This window comes from Anabaena sp. EIM26, from assembly GCF_057568715.1.
Window position 1 is genome coordinate 2,043,626 of sequence record NZ_CM172472.1, and the last position, 23,296, is coordinate 2,066,921.

The 23,296-nt window shown below is 39.1% G+C and carries 18 protein-coding genes; 7 read left to right on the forward strand and 11 right to left on the reverse strand.

Annotated features, from left to right (window positions below; translation table 11 throughout):
* The first annotated feature begins 63 nt into the window (after positions 1-63).
* The 4 genes from AC012T_RS08845 to AC012T_RS08860 all read left to right on the forward strand — a co-directional run bounded on the left by AC012T_RS08845 (position 64) and on the right by AC012T_RS08860 (position 8,748).
* Positions 64-2,754 carry a CHAT domain-containing protein gene (locus AC012T_RS08845; RefSeq protein ID WP_487064917.1) on the forward strand — a complete coding sequence of 897 codons (2,691 nt, stop codon included), beginning with the start codon at positions 64-66 and terminating at the stop codon, positions 2,752-2,754.
* Between the two features lie 172 nt (positions 2,755-2,926).
* Positions 2,927-6,178 (forward strand): CHAT domain-containing protein, encoded by a 3,252-nt coding sequence (locus AC012T_RS08850; RefSeq protein ID WP_487064919.1) that lies wholly within the window; start codon positions 2,927-2,929, stop codon positions 6,176-6,178.
* Positions 6,179-6,256: 78 nt separating this feature from the next.
* On the forward strand, positions 6,257-7,594 hold the full coding sequence (locus AC012T_RS08855) for a tetratricopeptide repeat protein (protein ID WP_487064921.1): 1,338 nt from the start codon (positions 6,257-6,259) through the stop codon (positions 7,592-7,594).
* Positions 7,591-8,748 carry a tetratricopeptide repeat protein gene (locus tag AC012T_RS08860; RefSeq protein ID WP_487064923.1) on the forward strand — a complete coding sequence of 386 codons (1,158 nt, stop codon included), beginning with the start codon at positions 7,591-7,593 and terminating at the stop codon, positions 8,746-8,748. Before AC012T_RS08855 ends, AC012T_RS08860 begins: the two co-directional genes overlap by 4 nt.
* A gap of 260 nt (positions 8,749-9,008) precedes the next feature.
* On the opposite strand, the gene AC012T_RS08865 is transcribed toward AC012T_RS08860, so the two are convergent.
* A complete protein-coding gene (locus AC012T_RS08865) occupies positions 9,009-10,994 on the reverse strand; it encodes a hypothetical protein (RefSeq protein ID WP_487064925.1) in 1,986 nt (661 codons plus the stop codon).
* A 488-nt stretch (positions 10,995-11,482) separates the two neighbouring features.
* Here AC012T_RS08865 and AC012T_RS08870 point away from each other — a divergent pair, with 488 nt between their 5' ends.
* Positions 11,483-12,703 carry an ATP-grasp domain-containing protein gene (locus AC012T_RS08870; protein ID WP_487064927.1) on the forward strand — a complete coding sequence of 407 codons (1,221 nt, stop codon included), beginning with the start codon at positions 11,483-11,485 and terminating at the stop codon, positions 12,701-12,703.
* 155 nt (positions 12,704-12,858) lie between these two features.
* A complete protein-coding gene (locus AC012T_RS08875; protein ID WP_487064929.1) occupies positions 12,859-13,746 on the forward strand; it encodes a succinate--CoA ligase subunit alpha in 888 nt (295 codons plus the stop codon).
* A gap of 362 nt (positions 13,747-14,108) precedes the next feature.
* Here the strand turns inward: AC012T_RS08875 and AC012T_RS08880 are convergent, their stop codons facing one another.
* Complete coding sequence (locus AC012T_RS08880; protein WP_487064931.1) at positions 14,109-15,950, reverse strand: tetratricopeptide repeat protein; 1,842 nt, start codon at positions 15,948-15,950, stop codon at positions 14,109-14,111.
* Between the two features lie 397 nt (positions 15,951-16,347).
* On the opposite strand from AC012T_RS08880, the gene AC012T_RS08885 reads away from it, so the two are divergent.
* Complete coding sequence (locus AC012T_RS08885) at positions 16,348-16,797, forward strand: hypothetical protein (protein ID WP_487064933.1); 450 nt, start codon at positions 16,348-16,350, stop codon at positions 16,795-16,797.
* A gap of 32 nt (positions 16,798-16,829) precedes the next feature.
* Here AC012T_RS08885 and AC012T_RS08890 read toward each other — a convergent pair whose 3' ends face one another.
* The 9 genes from AC012T_RS08890 to AC012T_RS08930 all read right to left on the reverse strand — a co-directional run bounded on the left by AC012T_RS08890 (position 16,830) and on the right by AC012T_RS08930 (position 23,287).
* The gene (locus AC012T_RS08890; RefSeq protein WP_487064935.1) at positions 16,830-17,075 is read right to left on the reverse strand and encodes a hypothetical protein; all 246 of its coding nucleotides are present in this window, start codon (positions 17,073-17,075) and stop codon (positions 16,830-16,832) included.
* 172 nt (positions 17,076-17,247) lie between these two features.
* Positions 17,248-17,907 carry a dCTP deaminase domain-containing protein gene (locus AC012T_RS08895; RefSeq protein ID WP_487064937.1) on the reverse strand — a complete coding sequence of 220 codons (660 nt, stop codon included), beginning with the start codon at positions 17,905-17,907 and terminating at the stop codon, positions 17,248-17,250.
* Positions 17,904-18,464 carry a hypothetical protein gene (locus tag AC012T_RS08900; protein ID WP_487064939.1) on the reverse strand — a complete coding sequence of 187 codons (561 nt, stop codon included), beginning with the start codon at positions 18,462-18,464 and terminating at the stop codon, positions 17,904-17,906. The genes AC012T_RS08895 and AC012T_RS08900 overlap by 4 nt, the downstream gene beginning before the upstream one ends.
* A 242-nt stretch (positions 18,465-18,706) precedes the next feature.
* The gene (locus tag AC012T_RS08905) at positions 18,707-19,747 is read right to left on the reverse strand and encodes a nucleotide kinase domain-containing protein (protein WP_487064941.1); all 1,041 of its coding nucleotides are present in this window, start codon (positions 19,745-19,747) and stop codon (positions 18,707-18,709) included.
* A gap of 130 nt (positions 19,748-19,877) precedes the next feature.
* Entirely contained in the window at positions 19,878-20,804 is a 927-nt protein-coding gene (locus AC012T_RS08910) for a phosphodiester glycosidase family protein (RefSeq protein ID WP_487064943.1), read from the reverse strand.
* Positions 20,805-21,097: 293 nt separating this feature from the next.
* Complete coding sequence (locus AC012T_RS08915; RefSeq protein ID WP_487064945.1) at positions 21,098-21,523, reverse strand: hypothetical protein; 426 nt, start codon at positions 21,521-21,523, stop codon at positions 21,098-21,100.
* Positions 21,524-21,546: 23 nt separating this feature from the next.
* Positions 21,547-21,714, reverse strand: a complete 168-nt coding sequence (locus AC012T_RS08920; protein ID WP_487064947.1) for a ribbon-helix-helix domain-containing protein — start codon at positions 21,712-21,714, stop codon at positions 21,547-21,549.
* A gap of 79 nt (positions 21,715-21,793) precedes the next feature.
* Positions 21,794-21,916 carry a hypothetical protein gene (locus tag AC012T_RS08925; RefSeq protein WP_487064949.1) on the reverse strand — a complete coding sequence of 41 codons (123 nt, stop codon included), beginning with the start codon at positions 21,914-21,916 and terminating at the stop codon, positions 21,794-21,796.
* Positions 21,917-22,033: 117 nt separating this feature from the next.
* Positions 22,034-23,287 carry a DUF4912 domain-containing protein gene (locus tag AC012T_RS08930; RefSeq protein ID WP_487064950.1) on the reverse strand — a complete coding sequence of 418 codons (1,254 nt, stop codon included), beginning with the start codon at positions 23,285-23,287 and terminating at the stop codon, positions 22,034-22,036.
* Positions 23,288-23,296: the final 9 nt, after the last annotated feature.

Below are 23,296 nucleotides of genomic sequence, written 5' to 3' on the forward strand. Positions count from 1 at the left end.
TTTGTCTAAATACAATATTGATTAAGAGCAAAATTTTCAGTAATTACCTCAATATTAAATGTAATGTCATTGCGACTCAGACTAGTTAGCTGGCTCACGTCGCCTCTGTTGCTGACGTTGATTCCCTCTTTTTTGCCCATTCCCAGTTATTTCCTTTCCACTACTGCCCAAGCACAGACGAGTCAAGACCGCAAAACAGAAGCAAATAAGTTGTTAAATCAAGGAATACAGCAATTTCAACGTAGCCAATACCAAGCAGCAATCCAATCTTGGCAACAGGCGTTAGCGATTTATAGACAACTGAAAGATCGCAATGGGGTAGCCAATTCCCTGATGGTTCTGGGTAATGCTTACGGTTCTTTGGGGCAATATCCAAAGGCAATTGAGTTCTATCAGCAATCTTTAGCTATTTTTCGAGAAATCGGTGATTCTCCAGAAGAGAGGCTTCGCCAACGCAATGGGGAAGCTGGTTCTCTTGGTAATCTGGGCATTGCTTACAATTCCCTGGGGCAATACCCAAAGGCAATTGAGTTCTATCAGCAATCTTTGGCTATTTTTCGAGAAATTGGCGATCGCTATGGGGAAGCTAATTCCCTGATGGGTCTGGGCGGTGCTTACAATTCCCTGGGGCAATACCCAAAAGCAATTGATTTCTATCAGCAGTCTTTGGCTATTTTTCGAGATATCGGCGACCGCAATGGGGAAGCCATTTCCCTGGGTAATCTGAGCAGTGTTTACTCTAGACTGGGGCAATACCCAAAGGCAATTGATTTCTATCAGCAATCTTTGGCTATTGTTCGAACTATCGGCGATCGCAATGGGGACGGTCTGACCCTGGGTAATCTTGGCAATGTTTACTCTGCACTGGGGCAATACCCAAAGGCAATTGATTTCTATCAGCAATCTTTGGCTATTGTTCGAGCTATCGGCGATCGCAATGGGGAAGGTATTTTTCTAGGTAATTTAGGCAATGCTTACAATTCCCTGGGGCAACACGCTAAGGCAATTGAGTTCCATCAGCAGTCTTTAACTATTAAACAAGAAGTCGGTGATATCGAAGGGCAAGGGCTTACCTTGGGTAACATTGGCTTAATACTAGAAAAACAACAGCAACCAGAATTAGCTATTGTCTTCTATAAACAATCTGTGAATATCCGAGAAGGTATCCGAGAAGACTTACGCAAATTACCCCGTGAACAACAGGCATCCTACACCCAAACCGTAGCAGATGACTATCGCCGTCTAGCATCGCTGCTACTTGAAAAAAATCGAGTCATGGAAGCTTTACAAGTTCTAGACTTGCTCAAAGTTCAAGAACTACAGGACTATGTTCGTAATGTGCAAAACGAGAAGAACAAAGAGAAGATTGAACTATTCCCAGAAGAACAAAAAATCATCCAAGATTACACAGCAATTCAAGCTCCATTTATTCGTCTTGGTACTGAACTAGCCGACCTCCGCAAATTGCAAACTCGCACTCCTAGTCAACAGCAACGCATTCAGGAAATTGAAAAAATCCAGGCGCAAACTAACCAACAAATGAGCGAGTTTCTCAAAAGTCCTGCTGTGATAGCTTTATCGCAACAAATACAACAAACCGCTCCACAACAAAATCAGACTTTATCCGCTTATAAAGAACTGCAAATCCGATTAAATCGGTTAGGAAAACGTATCGCCCTATTCTATACCTTGGTGTTGGACGATCGCTTGGAATTGGTATTACTACCCCCAGGTAAACCACCAATCCGTCGTTCTGTGGCAATCAAGCGGACGGAATTAGAAACAATGATTCAAACTTTCCGTCAAGATTTACAAGATCCAAATTCTCAGGTTAAGGAAACTGCCCAAAAGCTTTATAGCCAACTGATTAAGCCAATAGAAAGTGAACTCCAACAAGCAGATGTTCAATCAATCATCTATGCACCTGACGGACAAATGCGTTATATTCCCTTGGCTGCACTTTACGATGGTAAGCAATGGCTGACGGAACGCTATCAAATCAACTACCTCACCGCCCTAGCATTGACCAAACTTGAGCCTGAATCTACTCATGATCCTCGTGTTTTAGCAGGAGCATTTACACAAGGTAACTACAATGTTCAGGTAGCAGGACAAACTTTCAATTTCCAAGGATTACGCTTTGCTAAGACAGAAGTTGAGGGATTAGGTGCAGCAATTCCTAACACTACCAAACTGTTTGACAAAGCTTTTAACCGGGATGCCATTTTATCCCAAATTAAGAACTACAGCATTGTTCACATGGCAACTCATGCTGTTTTCGTCAAAGGTGCGCCGGAAAATTCTTTTATTCTCATGGGTGATGGTAATCGGATTAACTTAAAAGAGATTGAGGAGTGGAAGTTACCCGATGTTACTTTGGTGGTACTAAGTGCCTGTCAAACTGCGTTGGGTGGAGATTTGGGTAATGGTTTGGAAATCTTGGGGTTTGGTTATCAACTCCAGCGAACAGGAGTGAGAGCTTCCATTGCTTCTCTGTGGGAAGTTAGTGATGGTGGTACTCAAACCCTCATGGATGCTTTATATGCTCGACTCAAATCTGGGAAAATGACTAAAGCTGAAGCCCTCCACGAGGCTCAAATTGCCTTGATTAGAGGTAAAAATCAAAGCAGTGGTAAGACGCGGAGTAGTGTGAGATTGACACCAGGAAATAGCGGACAAAATGCACCTATCTCTCGTGATCTAAGTCATCCTTATTATTGGTCTCCCTTTATTTTGATTGGTAATGGGCTGTAGAGTAGTGTACAGAAGTCATTTTGTGGAGTTCTCTAAAAGCCGGATTTGCAAACTACTTCCACACCTGATTCAGCAATGCCAAAGTAATTGAAAAGTGGCGCTTCTAAGATTTATCTAATTACAATATTGATTAAAAGCAAAATCTTCAGTAATTACCTCAATATTAAATGTAATGTCATTGCGACTTAGACTAGTTAGCTGGCTCACGTCGCCTCTGCTGCTGACGCTGATTCCCTCTTTTTTGCCCATTCCCAGTTATCCCCTTTCCACTACTGCCCAAGCACAGACAACTCAAGACCGAAAAGCGGAGGCAGATAAGCTTTCAGAGCAAGCAAGACAGCAATATCAACGCAGTCAATACCAAGCTGCAATCCAATCTTTACAACAAGCAATAGCAATTTATCAAAAAATCGGCGACCGCAATAAGGAAGCCATTTCCCTGGAGAATTTGGGACTTGTTTACTATTCCCTGGGGCAATACCCAAAGGCAATAGAGTTCTATCAGCAGTCTTTGGCTATTCAACAAAAAATCGGCGACCGCAATAGGGAAGCCAGTTCCCTGGAGAATCTGGGACTTGCTTACTCTCACCTGGGACAATACCCAAAGGCAATAGAGTTCTATCAGCAGTCTTTGGCTATTGCTAGAGAAATTGGCGACCGCAATGGGGAAGCCAATTCCCTAAATAATCTGGGCAATGCTCACAACGATCTGGGGGCATACCCAAAGGCAATAGAGTTCTATCAGCAGTCTTTAGCTATTACAGGAGAAATTGGCGACCGCAATGGGGTTGCATCTTCCCTGAATAATCTGGGCAATGCTTACTCTCACCTGGGACAATACCCAAAGGCAATAGAGTTCTATCAGCAGTCTTTAGCTATTACAGGAGAAATTGGCGACCGCAATGGGGTTGCATCTTCCCTGAATAATCTGGGACTTGCTTACTCTCACCTGGGACAATACCCAAAGGCAATAGACTTTTATCAGCAGTCTTTGGCTATTACAGGAGAAATTGGCGACCGCAATGGGGTTGCATCTTCCCTGAATAATCTGGGCAATGCTTACTATTTCCTGGGACAATACTCAAAGGCAATTGAGTTCCATCAGCAGTCTTTGGCTATTGCTAGAGAAATCGGCGACCGCGATGGGGTTGCATCTTCCCTGAATAATCTGGGCAATGCTTACCTTAACCTGGGGCAATACCTAAAGACAATAGACTTTTATCAGCAGTCTTTGGCTATTAAACGAGAAATCGGCAACCGCAATGGTGAAGCTAATTCCCTGATGGGTCTGGGCAATGCTTATCTTAAGCTAGGGCAATACCCAAAGGCAATAGAGTTCTTTCAGCAATCTTTAGCTATTACAGGAGAAATCGGAGACCGCAATGGTGAAGCTAATTCCCTGTATAATCTGGGCAATACTTATCTTAAGCTAGGGCAATACCCAAAGGTAATTGAGTTCCATCAGCAGTCTTTGGCTATTAAACGAGAAATCGGCGACCGCAATGGGGTTGCATCTTCCCTGATGGGTCTGGGCAATGCTTACTATTCCCTGGAGCAATATCCAAAGGCAATAGAGTTCTATCAGCAATCTTTAGCTATTGCTAGAGAAATCGGAGACCGCAATGGTGAAGCTAACTCCCTGGGTAGTCTAGGCAATGCTTACCTTAACCTGGAGCAATACCCAAAAGCAATAGACTTCTATCAGCAGTCTTTAGCTATTCTACGAGAAGTCGGCGATATCGAAGGGCAAGGTCTTACTCTCAGTAATATTGGCTTAACATTACAAAAACAGCAGCAACCAGAATTAGCTATTGTCTTCTACAAACAATCCGTCAATGTGCGAGAAAACATCCGTCAGGACTTACGCAAGTTACCCCGTGAGCAACAAGAATCCTACACCCAAACCGTAGCAGAGACATATCGCAGTCTTGCTGATTTACTTCTTTCCCAAGGAAGGGTACTAGAGGCTCAACAAGTCTTAGAACTATTAAAAATCCAAGAATTACGCGACTTTACCAGAGATACTAGAGCAGGTGGCGAAACTCAGGGTAGTCCCCTCAATCCATCAGAATCCCGCGTAGTTCCGCCTTATGACAGTGTGATTAACGTAGGACTAAAACTAACTGAATGCGAACGTAAACCCCCCTACTGCCCAGAACGCGACCAATTACGCAATTTACGAGATACTGCCAATCAGAAATTTAACCAGGAAGTAGACCGGCTTTTAGCTATAGCAAGGCAACAACGGGGTAAAGATCCTGCTCAACTAGCACAGGAAGAACTCACGGTTGCAGCCCAAAAGGTGGTTACAGCCCAACCCAAGACGGTGTTAATCTATCCCTTAGTTTTAGATGACAAACTTTGGCTAGTTTGGGGAACTCAAGCTGGTAAACAGGGAGTTGTATTTAACAGCAAACTCGTAGTTGTTAGTCGCAAAGAATTAGCTACTACAGTTGTGAAGTTTCGCCAATTGTTAGAACAACCAGGGGACGAAAAAGAATTGCAGCAGGTGAGCCAAAAACTTTATCAATGGCTAATTGCACCGTTACGAGCAGAACTAGACGCTAATAATATTCAGAATTTGGTATTTTCTCTTGACCGTTCCACCCGCTACATCCCTATGGCGGCGCTGTTTGACGGAAAAAAATATTTAGTCGAATCTTTTAACACTTCTACTATTTTAACTTCGGGATTAACGAATACAAATGATAAACTTTCATCCAAAATCGAGGATGATCCTGTATTGGGATTAGGACTTTCCGATGCAGTTCCTAACTTCAATCCTCTCCCCAATGTCAAAGATGAAATTAACGCCATTATTCGCACAGCCAGTAATCCAAATGGTATTTATCCTGGTTTGTCTCGACTCAATAAAGACTTTTCCAAAGATGCTTTTAAAGATTTGATTGACTATCGCATTTTGCATATTGCCACCCACGGTCAATTTGTCTCTGGTAATCCAGAAAACTCTTTTCTGCTATTGGGAAATGGGAATAAATTAAATATTACAGAAATCAAGAATCTGACTGATTTAGGTGGAATTCATCTAGTGGTATTATCAGCCTGTGAAACAGCGCGGGGTGGAGAAGATCAAGAAGGTATAGAAGTATCAGGAATCAGTTATTATTTTCTAAGAAGTGGTGCTAAATCGGTAATTGCTTCTCTGTGGTTAGTCAACGATGCCAGCACCAGCCAATTAATGCGGCTGTTTTATCAAAATCTCGCTACTGGGAAGATGACGAAAACGGCAGCCTTACGTCAAGCACAATTGACTATGATTGCAGGTAAAAACCAGAGCAGTGGTAAGAAGCGAAGTAGTGTAAATTATACACCAGGGAAAAGTAGACAAAATGCACCTATTTCTCGTAATCTCAGTCATCCTTATTATTGGTCTCCTTTTATTTTGATTGGCAATGGGTTGTAAGTGTACAGAAGACATCTTTAGATGATTAATTTAAAGATAAAATCTAACCGCAGAGACGCAGAGGAGGCAAAGAAAGAAATGACAAATATTAATCTGGAACAGGCAATCCAACAATATCATGCTGCTCTTGAGGATGTAGTTCAGACTCTTGAACCATTAACTCCTCTTTCTCAACCAGAAGAACTATCTGCAAAAGTTCCTCCTGAAATTGTTGATTCTAAACCTGCTATAAAAAATCAACTTTCTCCTGCTCAAGTTCTCCGAGTTTTGATTGCACGAGATCGGGTTAATTCTGTCTTAGAGATACTCGCTAATTCTGTAAATTCTCCTCTTCCATCTGGTGAAAGCTTAGAAAAAATCAATCAGCTTGATGAAAGGTTGAGAAAACAGGTTAACGTTATTGCACCCTTGATTGAATCTGCTAATTTACGTGCTAGTTTTCATCCCAAAGAGCAAGCCTGGTGGTGGTTTCTGGAAGTTCCTAAAACCCAATGGAGCGATCGCTTTGATTGGCTCTGTAGCGGGGTTTCTGTTACCTGTTTGACGGTTTCTTTGGGCTTGATGGGTGACATTGCCCCTCGCTTTCTAACTGGCGTACCTGATGCTTTTGGTGCTTTTGCAGTCAGTACCCAAAGTGTTCTTACTCTCCTTGTTGCTGGTGGCGCACTCACAAAAATTGGTCAAGAATCTCTCAGACAGTTACTAAAAACAATTAATATTCCTGAAAAATATTGGCATGAATTAGGTGCAATTGGTTCTCTATTAGTAGTTTTGGGATTGTTCAGTTTTCGCCAATATTTACCACAAATTGCTACAATTTTTTATACTAATCCAGGGATAGAAAGCCGGAAAAACGGTGATTGGAGTAGTGCGGAAGAACAATTTAATCGAGCTATTAAATTAAATGCTGATGATGCCCAAGCACATTTTCAATTGGGAAATCTTTACGAAGATATGCAAATAATTGAAAAAGCTCGTCCAGAATATCAATTAGCTATTCAAGGAGGAATTCCTGCGGCTACTAATAATTTAGCACGGCTGAATATTTTGAAAAAGGACTATTCAGGGGCAGTTTCTCTACTAATTAAATTATATACAGATAAAACTCTAGATTCAAAAATAAAACATACTGTTCTTAAAAATCTAGGTTGGGCGCGATTGATGCAAAAAAACTATCCAGATGCTGAAGCCAAGTTATTAGAAGCCATTGATTTGCAATCTACTCTCAAGTTAGAGAAGTATGATATTGCTGATGTTTATTGTCTTTTAGCCCAAGTCATGGAAGCCCAAGGTGATAAAAAAGAAGCTTTGTTAAAGTGGAAAACTTGCAACCAATACGCCAATATTACCATTCCTGAACAGGATGAATGGGCAACAATGGCTCAGAAGCGTTTGATACCCCAGGAGACTAAATGATTAAATTATCAGTTTTTATAGTTGCATTGGTGGCGTTTTTTCCTGTTTCGGTTATCGCTCAAACTGCTAAAATTTATTCTATTTCCGGCACGGGTAAGGTAAGAATACAGCGGGAAAAACGCACAGATTGGATTCCAGTTCGTCAAGCTGTTGATTTACATGAAGGTGATCAAATCTTGCCAGATAGAGGAGTCAAAGTTTATGTCAGGTGTCCTGATTGGAGTAAGCCTGTCCTTGTCAAAGCTGGAGTACCATCAGGTATGGGTTCAGTTTGTCTTACCTGGGTGAATCGAGATTATAGAGGTTCTCAAGCTGAGGGAACTCTTGGCGGAATTGATGCTGCTATTCCCTATTTAATTACTCCCCGTCATAGTCTCCTACTCAGTCATACTCCCTTAATTCGTTGGCATCAAGTTTCTGGAGTGACAGAATACACCATTGAGGTGACAGGTGCAACAGGCTTAATGTGGAAGACTAAAACCAAGGAAACTCAGCTTGTTTATGCTGGTAAACCTCTGGCTGCGGGTGTACCCTACTCTATCATCGTCCGCACCAATACGGGGAAATCCTCTCAGGAGGATAATTACAATTCTGAGCAAAAAGCTACCAATCTGGAATTTAGAATCCTGCGTAAATCTGAGGCAGAAGCAGTAAAATCAGAAACTGCCAAAATTGCTTCCAGTTCTGTAAATAACGAAGCAGACGCTTTAACGCTGGCAAATTTTTATAGCAACTACGTTTTACCGCAGTCTGTAATTCAAGCCTATCAACTACCAGATAATACATTTGAGACTTATAGCTTAACTGGTGATGCGATCGCAATTTTAGAATCTTTGTTGCAACAGGGAAAACAGTCTGCTCTCATTTATCGTACTTTGGGCGATCTCTATTGGCAAACTGGACTTATCCGTCTTGCAGAAACCAATTATTTGCAAGCAGTTGATTCGGTCCAGGGACTAGAAGATATGGAAGATTGGACACTAGCTCAGTATAGTTTAGGACAAGTCTATGCTGCGATAGATGACTATAAGAAAGCATTGGAACATTTTAGCCAAGCTAGAGTAGGTTATATCTTTCTTGGAGATAACAGACGTGCAGACGTTCTCCAACGCCAAATCAAAAAAATCAATAAAACCTCAGCTAATTCAACGTGAGTTCGGTGTTAGGAGTTTCTCCTATGCCTACGGCACGGCTTCGCCGAACGGAGTTATGATTTTTAAGGGCGAGAGAATAAGGGTTTGAGACTCCTACTTGTGGCGAGTTTTCCACAAATTATCTTATGTCGAACTCACGTTAAATTAAACTGAGTCTGTCGTCCATGACTGCCGTTATGCGAAGTCAAGATAGTGAGATTCAATGTGACAATATTGGAAGAACAATAGCTTCTTAGCCTCAGCTAGAAGCCCTGTCTCATCTATTGAGGCTGCTTCATATATCTTTCCTGTCCTTGGGAGTTATAGAGAACTAGACGCAGGTTAGCATTGTCACTAATCACTCCTAAAGCTTCTCTCAGGCTTTGGAAATGAGTTTGTAAATCAGGATTACCACTTTGTAGTGTTTGGTCATATTCTGGGGTTAAGCGGACGCTAATACCTTGGTTATCTATGGTAAAAGTGCAGAACCGCATTCCATTAACACAGGTACTGCTCAGATCAGCACGAGTTTGGGCTAAATTCCCATAGAGTTGCTGTTTTTGTTGTGCCTCTGCTAGAGCAGTCGAATAGGCTTGAATTAGAGATTGTGCTTGATTGTAGTTAAAGCTATCTTGGCTAATTTGCCCTGCCGTCTGCCCTGCTTGTTGCCAAGATGCTACTGCTGCCTGCCATTGATTTTTTTGCTCAAAGACTTTGGCTTGATTACCCAGGTTGATAGCTTGTTGATAGAGTGTAGCTGCACGCATTTCTTTTCTAGAGCGATCGCGTGCCAAGATAAATTTTGGTTTATAATCCCTCAACAAGTTTTGTGCTTCTTGATATCCTGTACTCGTTGAAGGGATACTTTTCAAGGCATTAATAGCCCCTTGCCAAGCAGATTCTACCCTTTGCCAATCATTACCTGATTTAGCTTTTGTTTCGCGTTGGATGGCTGAATCAGCTATGGTTTTAGCTGTGTCTAGTTTTTTCAGCCATGTTTCTTCCTGGAGTAACTGCTGATTTAATGTTTGTAAATTGCGTTGATAATTTGGTAATTTTGCCTTTACCAGCCCATAGAGTTGATTTTCTGGTTTGATAGGCTCTAATGGTGCGATCGCTTGCCGCCATAAACTTTGTCTGGTGCGTAGTTCTTCTAGGCTATTTGCTGGAGTTTTAGTTTTTTGCTCTGCTACAGATCCTGCCTGTAAAGCTTTTACCACCAGGTTAATTTTTGTTGACTGTTCAGAAAAACTTGCACTCAGTTCCTGCGCTTGCTGGTGACGAGGTGACCATTGAGGAATTATTTTTAGATCAGAAATTACTGTATCTAATTTCTGTTGCACTGCTAATAATTCCTGCTCAGATTTAGCACGACGCATCAATTGCTCAGACTCACTTTTAAATTGCTCGGCAGTTTGTAATTCTTGACACTGACCAATCACGCAAGAACGAGTCAAAAAGAAAGCACCACCACCAAAAATTACTGTCACTCCCAATACTGCACCGACAAGGATGGGTAAAGGTGGAAGAGATAGGTTTCTACTCTTAGATAAATTTTGTCCATCTGCAAAGGGATCAAACTTTTCTTCTTCTAATGACTCATTCTCACTATCATCCAGAAATGATGTATCTGAGCCAAATGATGTATCTGAACTGAATGATGTATCTGAACTGAATGATGTATCCGAACTAAATGATGTATCTGAGCTAAATGATGTATCTGAACTAAATGATGTATCTGAGCTAAATGATGTATCTGAACTGAATGATGTATCTAATATGTAGTTTTCCGCTTCTGAAACATCATCATCTTCTGTAGTCGATGAGCTAAGTATTGTTTCTGTTGAATAGTCTTCTTGTACACTAGATGCAGAGTCAGGAAGATTAAGTGGTGGAAAAATTAGATAGCTGCTACTATCCATTTCTTCTTCTTGACTAAAAGTTTTCTGATATTCCTGTCTATCCTTTGCCTTCACTATTATGGAATGTTTGGCGTAAGGGAGCTTTTCTCCTGAAACTCTGATATAAAATTGCACCCTTTGTGAATCATATTGAGATTGCCAATGGAGTGCTTCTTCAAGTACCGCTAATACTTGATTCGTATCAATTGCTACGCCAAAAGGATGTTGAGTTAAAATCATCAGTTCATCATTTTGGACAGCACATTTGACCTGTAAGACTTCGCCAGATGTAATTTCCAGTAGTAATTGTTCTTGCAAAATACTGGCTAGAAGCTGTAAATCTTCTTTTTGGAATGCTACTTTCATAGGGTGTTATTGCTAATTTTCTATATAGTTTTATAGTTTTTATTATCTTTGAGCGTATGAAATAAAGTACTTGCGTTGGTTACACACAGATACATAGTTTTAACCACCGATCCAAATTTTGCAACCCGAGTTAAATCTGTAACCAAAAACAGCATAATAGGGATGCTACATATTTATACGGCGAGATGAGCAATAAGCCAATCCAAATGCGAGTATAAATTATCTAAGGAAAAATATACAATAATATTTCAGTAATTCTTAGAGATTGGCAAGTTTATCCAGGGGGTGGATTAGTTCTCATCAACCAAATAGCAGCGGTTAGGCTTATAGAAATGAATGTACCACTCTTGCTGAATTCGATAAAATTAATTCGTGCCAAATAAATTTTTTTAGTCAACCAAAGCTTGCTTATGCAATCAAGGTGCTGTAAAACCTATAAGACAGCACTGCAAACCTGCTTTGGAATTATTAATACAAGGTGTGTGTCAATGGATTTATTGGAATACCAAGTTAAAGAATGGTTTGGAAAGATGGGCATTCCCGTATTACCATCCCAGAGAATTGACCATCCTACAGATTTAAAACGCTTAAAAATTCGCTACCCTATTGTACTAAAGTCGCAAGTACACGCAGATGAAAGAGCCAAAGCTGGTGGAGTGAGAATTGTGGAAACCACCATTGATGCGATCGCAGCTGCTCAAAATATCTTTAATTTACCAATTTGGGGAGAATTGCCCGAAGTCTTACTGGCAGAATCCAAATATGATGCCAAAGAAGAGTTGTATCTTGCCGTTGTTTTAGATACAGCCCTGTGTCGTCCAGTGCTTTTAGGTTGCAAAGAACCGGATATTGATTGGGAATCCCCTGGGGATAAAATGCAATATGTGGTTGTAGAACAGGAATTTTCACCATTTTATGCCAGACGACTAGGCTTGAAAATGGGCTTACAAGGTGCGCTGATGCAATCGGTAAGCGATATTGTAGAAAAAATGTACCAGTTATTTGTGCAGAAAGACCTAGATTTAATAGAGATAAATCCTCTAGCAGTCAGCACTTCTGGGCAAGTTATGGCTCTCAATGGCAAAATCAGAGTCAACGAAAGGGCAATTAAACGTCATCCAGAAATAGTCCAAATGGCAGCAAAAATGCTCTCCCATCATCGAGGTAGCAAGATTAACAGCATCGTCGGTGATTGGGATGGGTTAGAAATACACGGAAAAATCGGTATATTAGGCAATGGGACTGGTTCTGTGTTGACAACCTTAGACGCAGTTGCTAATGCGGGTGGCAAACCTGGTATTTCTTTAAACTTAAGACATTCTTTCCTCACTGATACCTCACTAACTACTTTTTGCGATCGCTTAGAAACAGGTCTGAAAATCTTAGCTGCTGACAACACCATTAAAGTGATTCTCATTAACTTTTTGGGAACTATTCCCCAGGTTTCCCAAATGCCAGAAGTCATTGCCAACTTTATACAATTAGACCCAAAAGAACTCCAATCTCTTCTGTCTAATGGCAGCAAAATTAAGCCCAGAACCTTACCCAGATTAGTTGTACGCCTTGCTGGTTCTGATTTTGAGAATGCCAGACAGTATTTAGCTACGCTCAAACCCGATACCCAAATGCTGATAGTCGTAGAAAATTTAGATGAGGCCGTCTTACAAGCAGTTCGTTTGGCTAAGTTACCTGCGTACAAAAAGCAGTAATAGGAGGCAGGAAAATTTTAGATTTTAGATTTTAGATTTTGGATTGAACCATTTAAAATTGCAAATCCAAAATTGAACGGGCAGGATCAATATTCCTCTCCCTGTTCCCTGTTCCCTATTCCCTATTCCCTATTCCCTATTTTCAATAACTAAATATGAACTTAACACCAGACAGTAAAGTTTTAATTCAGGGTTTTTGTGAATTTATATCAGCAACTCATATTGCTCAAATGAAAGCTTATGGCACTAATTTGGTGGCTAGTGTCAATCCGGGATGTGGTGGTCAGCAAATGTACGACCTGCCAGTATTTGACTTAGTAGAGGAGGTGACAGCAAAATTTGGGTCAATTGACACGTCGATTATTTGTGTACACCCTTATCAAGTATTAGATGCTGCATTGGAAGCGATCGCATCTAATATTCGACAGATCATTATTATCTCCGCTGGTGTGCCACCTTTGGATATGGTGGCATTACTCCGCAAAACAGAAACTCGTGAAATTTTGATAGTTGGACCCAACAGTCCTGGAATTATCGTTCCTGGCAAAATTCTCTTAGGAACTCAACCAAGCGAATTTTACACACCTGGATCAGTGGGGATTGTCAGCCGCAGCAGCACTCTTACTTATGAAGTGGCTTGGGAATTAACCAAAGCTGGTTTAGGTCAGTCCATTAGTGTCAGCATTGGTAGTGATGCAATTGTGGGTTCATCGTTCCTGCAATGGTTGCAAATTCTGGATGAGGATGAAACTACAGAAGCGATCGTTTTAGTCGGTCAACCAGGCGGTGGAAGTGAAGAAGCAGCCGCACGATATATAGCTGAAGCTATTGATAAACCAGTCATTGCCTACATTGCCGGTAGACACGCACCATTAACTAAACATTGGCGGTCAACAGGAACCCTAGCAACCGTTGTTGGACGTGATTCCACTTTTGGCACAACACAAAATAAATTAGCAGCTTTCCAATCAGCAGACATTCCTATAGCTGAACGTCCTTCTCAAATTCCCGAACTATTGAAAAAGGTGATGGGTAATTCGTAATTCGTAATTGGGGAATGCCCACCAACATTAGACATCTAGTAACAGAACGTAGAGACAGTTCCTGTAACGTCTCTACCAAGGGTTTTTAATAACTTATATTTATATAGCAATCCTATTTGATTTATGAACGGATTTTTTAAAACTAACCGCAGAGACGCAGAGAGCGCAGAGGTGGAAAAAAAGAGGTGTTCATATCTTATTTAGGATTGCTATAGTGACTTAATGTTTATGAAATAGTTCTTCCTTATCAAGATTAATAATATCAGATTTTGAGGCTGAAGTCAACACCTCACCTCATATTTTTGGCAAACATAAACAAAAAGATCCCCGATTTGTCTAAGAAGTTGGAGATCTGAAAAAAACTATGAATCTTGATATCTGGTTAGTAATTGGGGAATATAATCATACCCATCAACACCGATAACAGAAATCATTTTCGGGCGATTTTGTTGAAGTAAAACTTGGAAATTATCTGCTCCAACTTGTCCTTTTATTATGGTCAATAAACCTGCGGCTTGTCGCCATTCATGGGAAGAAATTTGCTCTAGCAGATACATTCCCAACCCACCAGTATAAACAGCCTTTTCAAAATTAAGGAGGTGATAATAAGCTTCGGCTAAATAAGCTAAATTACGACCTTGAAGATACAAATCACCAGAAACTTGTGCAGTTTTAAAACCTACCTCTAAATATTTAATTGCTGCTTCGTTTTGTCCAGTTACTAAATAGGCAATACCTAAACTGCTAAAACATAAAGCTTGACTTTGAACATCACCTAATTTTTCGGCTAACTTTAAACCTTGTTCAAGATAATTAATTGCTGATTCATAAACTTCTGGTTCAATATTTTCCAACTGCTGGGCTTGCATAACTTCGCTATAACCTAAATTTACCAGCGCGTTAGCTTCTCCGGTTTTATCACCGGCTTGTCTACTTAAAATTAATGCCCTTTGACTGTAGTTAATCGCTTCGGCATAATTTTTTTCTTGGACATAGGTACGACTGAGATGATTAAGATTAGCAATTTCACAATAACTATCCTTAGCATTTCTCGCTATTTCCAAAGCTTGCTGATGAAAATTAATTGAGCGCGGATATTTGCCTAAAGCACGTTGAGAATATCCTAAAAGTGTCAAAATTCTGGCTTTTTCCTGAGTTCTCTCCACCGAACGCAGAGGTTCATCTAAATAATCTAAGGCATCTCGCAAAGAACTACCAGAAAACGAAGCAAAAATCCCACCGTAGAGAGGGAAATAAGGACGCTGGGCAAAAGTTCTTAAAATCTGGAGCATAATTTGTGAAGCTCCATTGCTGTAAACTATTCCTTGGGTTTGAAAAGCATTTGCTAATTGACTCCAAATTACCGCAAAGGTCAAAAATGTAGAAATTGATAATTTGGGGCCAGCTTGGATATCATAAGCTTGTTGGTCAAACCAAGTAACTAAACCTCGTTGTAAAAATTGTAAAACTATTGCTAATTCTACCCAATCACCGAGGGTAATATTTTGTTGTTTTTGAACAAATTCAATTGCAGATTCTTCAAGTGCTAAGGTGCGGAAAAATGCTGCGGGGAATTCGCTTTTAACTAACTTTGCCCAACTTGCCCAAGGACCACTTTCTCCGGGTACACCACCAAATCCTAGAGAACCTTTTTGTTCATACATCCAACTCAGTAGATTTTCTTGGATACGTTGCCAAGAAGCGACACCACGAGTAATTCCTGTTGATATTTGCGCTAAATCGGAATTAGCTTCACCAAATTGCTGTAAGGATTTAGCTAATTGCTGTAATTGGGATAAATTTAATTGATATTTTAAATTAGGGTCAGTTAAACGCAAAAATACGGCTAAACGCTCATCATTACTGGCAATGGTAATTTCTCGGACTGCGAGAATTATAGCTTCCGTGGCTTTGTTTTGCTCTTGCCAGCGTTGCCATTGTGTTTGAATGGTTTTAATTGCTCTTAAACCACGCGTAGCTTTAGACTTTTTTAGTTCGTCTTTTTCACTATCTACTTGGGTTTGCAGGGTTGTCAAGCGATCGCTCAAAGCTAACTCAAACACTTCCCCTGTACCGGAAGTAATACCTTTGAGCAGCATTTGATATACTTGCTCTACAGAGCTAATCTTACCCTTGAGAGTGGTTTCAACAATTTCATCAATTAAAGCGAGATAATGCTCGCGCAGAGGTAGGGAATCTGACACTTTAGCTAATAGAGTACATCACAACAATTCTAATTCTAGTGTGACTGAGAGTGTTACAGATACATAATTTGTGCCACCTCAATTAGCTACCATCTATATCAAATGAGCAAATATTATCTACACATTGTCAGATTTTTGACTTTTCCAAACTTCATGAATATGGTTTTTTCTCATAAACTATTTAGGATTGCTATAGCAATAGTATTTGAGTTTTTAAACAATCTAAATATTTGTAGGGTGTGTTAGGCAAAGCCGTAACGCACTGTAAATTTGATTAATTGTACGTTACGCTGTCGCTCTAAGCATAGCCATTTCTGCAAGGGCTTTACACACCCTAGGTATTTTTTCAAAAATCAAATATAATTCCTATATTAGGATACAACAATCAGAAACAAGTATGGATATTAGGGTGTGGCTAACCACTGCCTGTAGTACGATGGTCTTCATTGCTGCTTTATTTTTTGGTCTAAATCATTCAAAACTTTGCTTTAAGCAAATGCGTTATTTAACTGACACAGAAAAAATTCAAATGGCATTCAATTATCACAACAGCAGGGAAAGTATGCCAATAGAAACTGCTCATAAAGGAACTCAGTATTACAAATACATTAAGTACGAAAATTTTGATGAGTTTATCCGCAAAAATCCGAATTGCTGCCAAGTAAATCCTGAGCTAGGCACTGACCTTCCACCACCTGATTTTTTAGATCGCATCACTGGATATAATTCTGGTGATGCCATAGTTCTTAATTTTGAGGTACATTATCTAGATGATAAAGCCAGTCAACAATCAAGAAAAATGAAGTTTGAAAATGCTCTACAAAATTGTGGTGAAATTAGATGGTAAATTTACCTAATTAAGCATAAAAATTAAAGCTATTATACTAATTTTCTGTATGACCCCAATCTTAATCTAGAACGTTCACTATACAATTCAAGTGCGCTGATAAACAGTTCACTCGTTTGGGTAACAATCTCAATATTAGGGTTGCTAAAAGATTTATTAATTAGACTAACTGCTGCTACTTTTAAAAAACTTCCTTTTTTAGAAAAAGCATTCAACAATTCATTAAATACCATTTCACTTGTAACTATACTTACATTAGGCAATAAAGATTCAGTCACACTTCTAGCTTTCAGATGCAATTCATCATTAGAATTTGGTAGAGCAATCCAATAAGTTGTTGATTTATCAAAGCTTTTGCTGTGAGTTCATTGGCTTTCTCTATTCCTGTTTTAGCAATTTATATAAATGGTTGCTTGCTCTTAATTATTCAAAATTTTTAATTATCTTCCATCATAGCTTTATGAAGATATCCAATACTATTTTGGCAAAAGCGAGTAGAATACCAATAGCAATAGTAAAAACAAAAGCCTGTTTAATAGAATAATTATCTATTTTTTTCTCCAGATCATCCAAACGTTTTACTAAATAAGGAAGAGAAGAAACTAAATCAGGACTATTCATGAAGTCAGTAGGAATTGAATCATAACCTATCTTATTTCGTGGATTTTCATCATCTTGATCTAAGTCTGTATACCATATAGAAAAAACTCTCTCACCTCTTCCTACATAAAAATTAAGAGGTCCAGCATTATAAATAGCAAAAATTAATTTCCCACTATAACCAGGATCTACATGGAAACCTGAAACATTAATCAGCCCATGTGATTTAAATTTAAATTTCATCGAAATAAACGCAAGCGCATTATTAGGCACTTGGATTATTTCGGAAGTTATTAGAAATGCAAACTGTCCTGGCGGAATAGGAACAGTTTCTTTTTCGCCAAGAATAATTTTTTTCCGTTCTTTCAAAGGTGTATCAGGAAGGGCTGAAATATAAACTTCTTCTCCCAAACATAATTCGTATGATGCAGACTGAATTTGATCGCTATTAAACGGTTCAATTAAATTAGGAAGACGAGATCTCAAAGTTTGTGATGACCAAAAACTCATCTTTGCCCTCGCAAGATATCGTTAAGTGAATGTTTCCTTTCCACAAAGTCTAAACGCTTACTAGATTCTTCCAAAATAGGAATGCTTCGTGAGTGTGATTCACGCACAAGGAGGGAAAAAAATCTTTTTATGTTCTTATTCCAGGTAGCTCGAATTGGGTAATCTTCTTGGTGATCTGTTGCTTCACAAGCCTTAGCAAGTTGAGCTAGAAGCCGAATATATTCATCAATAAAGTTAACATCAATTATATTGATGTTATCAATCTCTAACTCTTTTGCTAAAGGAATTGCTAATAGGTTACTTGCTGAAATAATCATTATAAATGAATCAATAAATACCTTCTTGTTTTCTTCTGCTGAAACAGGCGTGGAGGAAAGAATTCCAAGATATTTAACGAGATGCAGCGTGATATGATTCATTCGCCGGGAAACGCCAAGTGCAATGATTTCAGGATGATAGATTTCATCATGTTTCATTTGCAAGCGTTGATAAGCATTTAATGCTTCAGATGAAATTACTTGATCTAACATGACTTTTAAACTGGTCTTACTCTTCATAATATCTCCTTAGATTGAAGCACATAGAAAATTAACTTAACAAATTTCTATTGAACAACCGCAGACTGGTTAGAAAACAGACTGTTATCTGCACAACACTCTCTGAGTTATAAACTGATAGCTTTTTTTCTATAAACTATCGATAGACATAAATTTAACGAAAGTCATCTCTAATATGACGACTCATGGCTAGATTATAGTATTTTTCATTAGATTATTCTTATAGCTAATAGAAAAAGATATTATTGAACGGCAATTATTTTAGCACGATTATTCAGTTCTTGTAAATTAGGAATCTCTAATGATGGTAATCTCTGGGCTAAAGTTTCTTTAACTTTATCATTAATACCCCATTTAGGAGGATAAAAATAATCAATTGGTTGAGGAGTTGCAGTAAATTTTGCTTTTATCTTTTTGCGATTACTTTTCAAATCAGGAAATGCGGCTCGACAATATTTATCAGTTTCACAAAAAAGATTTTGACAGTCTATAGCTTGTAGCGGACGACCCCAAAGCGATTGAAAATTTAACCCCAAACGTTGAAATTCATTTTCTTGATTTTCTGTCATCCAATGAATGACATCAGCATAATTTTTGCCATTTGTATCAAGAAAACACTTGTTAATACCACGTTCTGCTCCTGGACCTGCTATAGTAAAACTGTTTTCATCAAAGTTGATAACTTCACTATAGTTAATATCTGTTGCTAATTGGTAAGCCATAAACTTACCTAACAATGGATATGATTCAAGAATATGAAAAATTTCTGCCAAACTTTTAGCTTTGATTATGGGATTAATCACCCTATCTTGGCAAACCATTTTATCAATTAATGCCAAATGATTCTGGTGTTTTTTATCATAACCAAACTCCTTACTAGCACAAGACATATATGCACTTGTATAAATCACATATCCCAAATCCATAGCCTCTTGTAATATCTGGGAATATACATCTAAATTAAAGTTGGCGAGTGTAATATAATCTCCTAATTTGGTTTCTAAATATTCCCAAGTTTCTATTTTATTAAATATTTTAAATAGTAGGATTCTAAATAACACATCTTCTTCGTTTTGACTTCTATTCTCATCATAAATTACATTCTTGATCAGATATTGAGAAACGCGATCACTTACTCGATAAGCATTACAAAATTTATAAGTATTAAGGATAGGATCGCTCGTCCAAGGTGGTGGTACATTTTTAAGTTTGTTGAAAAATACTTCTTGACGCATAGCAGCAAATCGCCAATAGGTATCAAAAATCTCTTGTCTTACTTGCATACACTCTTCTCCTGACTTATCATCATTAATTTTAATTTTGCCTAAATTATTGGTTAAGGCAGTTTATTTAAGCCTAAAAACCAACATTATCAAAGTTTTTGTTGCATTGCTACCTTTTTTTAATGTAACTTTACTTCTTATAAATCAAAAACACCGAACCAATTGGCCCAAAGTTTTCCAAATAGATTTTATTGTTATAAAACAATCCCGGAGACATCCCTCCATCAAATAACATCCCTTCTTGAATTCTTCCTAAACAATTATTTTTAGAAATTCCTTCTAAAACATTATCAAACTGACTTGGTAGCAACTCTTTATTAATTGCAGAAGTTTGAATACTAGAATTAGCTTTCACATCATTAACTAACAAAATCACATAACCTTTACTAGTAACTGCTACCATAGAGCGATTAGTTGCGCCTTTACAAGCAAATTCTCCCAAGGCTTTACAAATATCTTTAAACTGACCCTGACGGTAGAATCTGCCATTACCTCCCACTAAATTGTAATTAAGAATATTCGCTCCTCTTCTGCCAGTATCAATAGTAGCTTTACGTTCCCTGGGGTTTCCTCCTGAGATTCCAAATGAAGAACGTTTATTTTTAAATGCACCTGAATACTCTATCCCACGAGAAATATTTAAACCTTGGGGTTTATTAACAGTATCTATATAGTCAGCATTAATGGCTGCAATTGGTGATTTACCATTTAATTTAGAATTGCCATCTAATATTAATTGACTAAATTGTTTGGGTATATATTCTTTACGAAAGTTTCCTCTACCATCTTTAGCATATATTTTATGAGCTAAACCAACATTAACTTTAAAATCTAGTTCTGCTGATTTAGGATTAAAAATAATCACATGATTAATGCCTTTAGAATATCTTTCACCTTGATTATTAGTCTTAAAAAATTCAATACTAAACTGAGAATTATTGCCAGGACAATTAGTGGATGCTTTTGGTGCTGAATTAGCTACCATATCCTGACAACCTAATAATAAAGCAGCGCTAATTATGGGAATAGATATCAAAAATAATTTATTTGCGTTCATCTGTGTTTATCTGCGGTTATGATCACAAAAAAACCGCTACAGAATTACTATAGCGGGGATTATTACTGGATCTAACAAATCAATCATTGAATTTCTTGCCTTATAGCAATTCCCAAGCTCATTAAATACACCCCACCCGCGCTGTCGCGCACCCTCCCCTTGGTAAGGGGAGGGTTGGGGAGAGGTAATTTTGTATCTAATTAGAGTGGGAAAGGCTATATCATCCTCTGTAATATCTTACCTGCTAACTGTCCGATACCAAAAAATGACAGTAAATGAATTCACTGTCTTCTTTAATCTTTTTGCTTCAGCAATTGCTCTAAAATCCTCTCTAGCCTCTCTATAGCAGCATTTGTTGATTGTTGGCTATCTCGTAATTCGAGAACTACATTATTTACTACAGCATTACGTGCTTTGGTTGTATCCACAAAATCGTCAATTTTGTGGCTTAAGCGGTCAAACTGCTCATCTGCTTTGACAATAAAGTTGTCAACTTTTTCGCCCATGACTTGAACTGTTACGGATAACCCGTCAAGCTGTCTTTGGGTGATATCTTGTCTTTCTGATAGTCTGTCAATGCGATTATTGGCTGATTCAGCATAGGAAGCGGCTGATATCAGAAGCTGTTTGACAGTCTCAAACTCATCATCTAATTGCTGTAGGTGTGAGTCGATGTTGGTTAAACGGGTGTTGGTGTCTACTGGCTGTGGGTTGGTCATGCCGATTTTTGCTGTGCGTGCGGCTAACTTGCTTTCTGGTCTTGAGGTTTGTAGCTCTTAATTGCTCGTGTAATCATCCGTTCTACAAGATTGGATAATGTACGATCTTCGGCATTTGCGATACTTTCTAACTCTTCCCGTAGTTCATGTGAGCAAGTAAATGTAATTTTTGCCTTTTTAGTTTGACCCATAACTTCAGAAACTATAGATAACTTAAGGTTACATTCTCGCTCAGTCAAAAACCAAATATTTTAGAAGCTGTTAGAAACTTTAGATAACTTCAGAAGCTATAGATAACATAACAACAGATAAGCCAATTAGACAAGTATCTGTCAGCGATCGCTCACTAATCCCCTCATAACTATTAGTATCAACAGATGTTGCGGCTCGCAAAGCAGGTTTTTAAGTACATATCATACAAAAAATCCGCTACAGGATGACTATAGCGGGGCTGATTACAAATTGCAGTTATGGCGTAATGTAAAATTCAATGGGGAAATTCAAAATTTACTAAAGCCATTCAAGAACAGCTTCTTCTTTGGTATTGGTATTGCGAGATGGTGTTTCCCGCTCAAACTTCATGTGAATAGAACGGCTTTGTTCACCATCAGCAGCAACAGCCAAAATTGGGTAATCAATTACACCATCTTGGAAGGACATTTGGAAACGGAATGTACCATCTGAATTGAGCTTAATGGGACGGCCACCAATTGTTACAGTTGCATCTGGTTCAGTTGCACCGTATACAATCAATTCAGCGTCAGCAATTAACCAGAATTGACGAGGACGTACAGGTACTGCGGAAGCGGAGAAGCCAACACCAGACATACCCACACCGGACATGGTTAAACCAGATACGGTAGGAACTGCCCACATACCCACACCAGATGGGAAGACATAGGAACTAATAGCTTGTTCTGGACGTGCAGAACTGGGTACTTGTTGCATGGAACCGAAGAGAGAACCTGCAACTCGTTGAGCTTCAGCAGATTCTGCTAAACCAAAGATTTGGTCATAAATGGGGTTGCCATTTGCAGATCCAGCAGCGGCAGATGTGGTGGCAATTTTCTTAGCTGGAGGAACTAGTTCGTACTTAGTCGTACCGCGCAATTCTTCTTCAAAGTCTACGGTGATGAAGACATCTTCAATCCAGTCGGAAGGATAGACGGGAGGAATGTGAACTCTTGCAGAACGAGCTAATACCAACCAACGACTGTCTGCGGTACGATAACCGATATCAATGACGTAATCGCGATCGCTCACAGGAATTGGTAAATACCATTCTCTGGCTAGTTCATCAGCAGGATATTCCTGGATACTGTGGGGGCTTTGATGTTCGATATTAATGTCAGTAACATCATAAATCCGCAACGCTAGTTGCTGTCCACCTTGACGGCGTAGTTCTTCTTTGTGATCATTGGGAATATCCCAGTATGTATAAGCCCATTGGGGATCACGGGGTAATAGAACTATACGGCTATCACCGTAACCCGCTGGTAAATCGGCAAGTGCCTCATCTACATCAGCGAGAGAACCACCAGTACGATCTTCCTGACCTAATTCAAACTTTGCTGCTTCCACGGTCTCCTGTGCCTCCAGTGAACGAGATGGACTGAGCGAAACTTTGTTGCGCTGGACTTCTTGAATTGATGCCAACAATTGAGATTTACGCATTCGGCTATAGCGAGAAATGCTATATTCACTAGCAACTTTACGAAGTTGCCGTAATGTCATCTCCTCTAGCGGGGGGCGTTCTTTTGCCATTTATTTGGC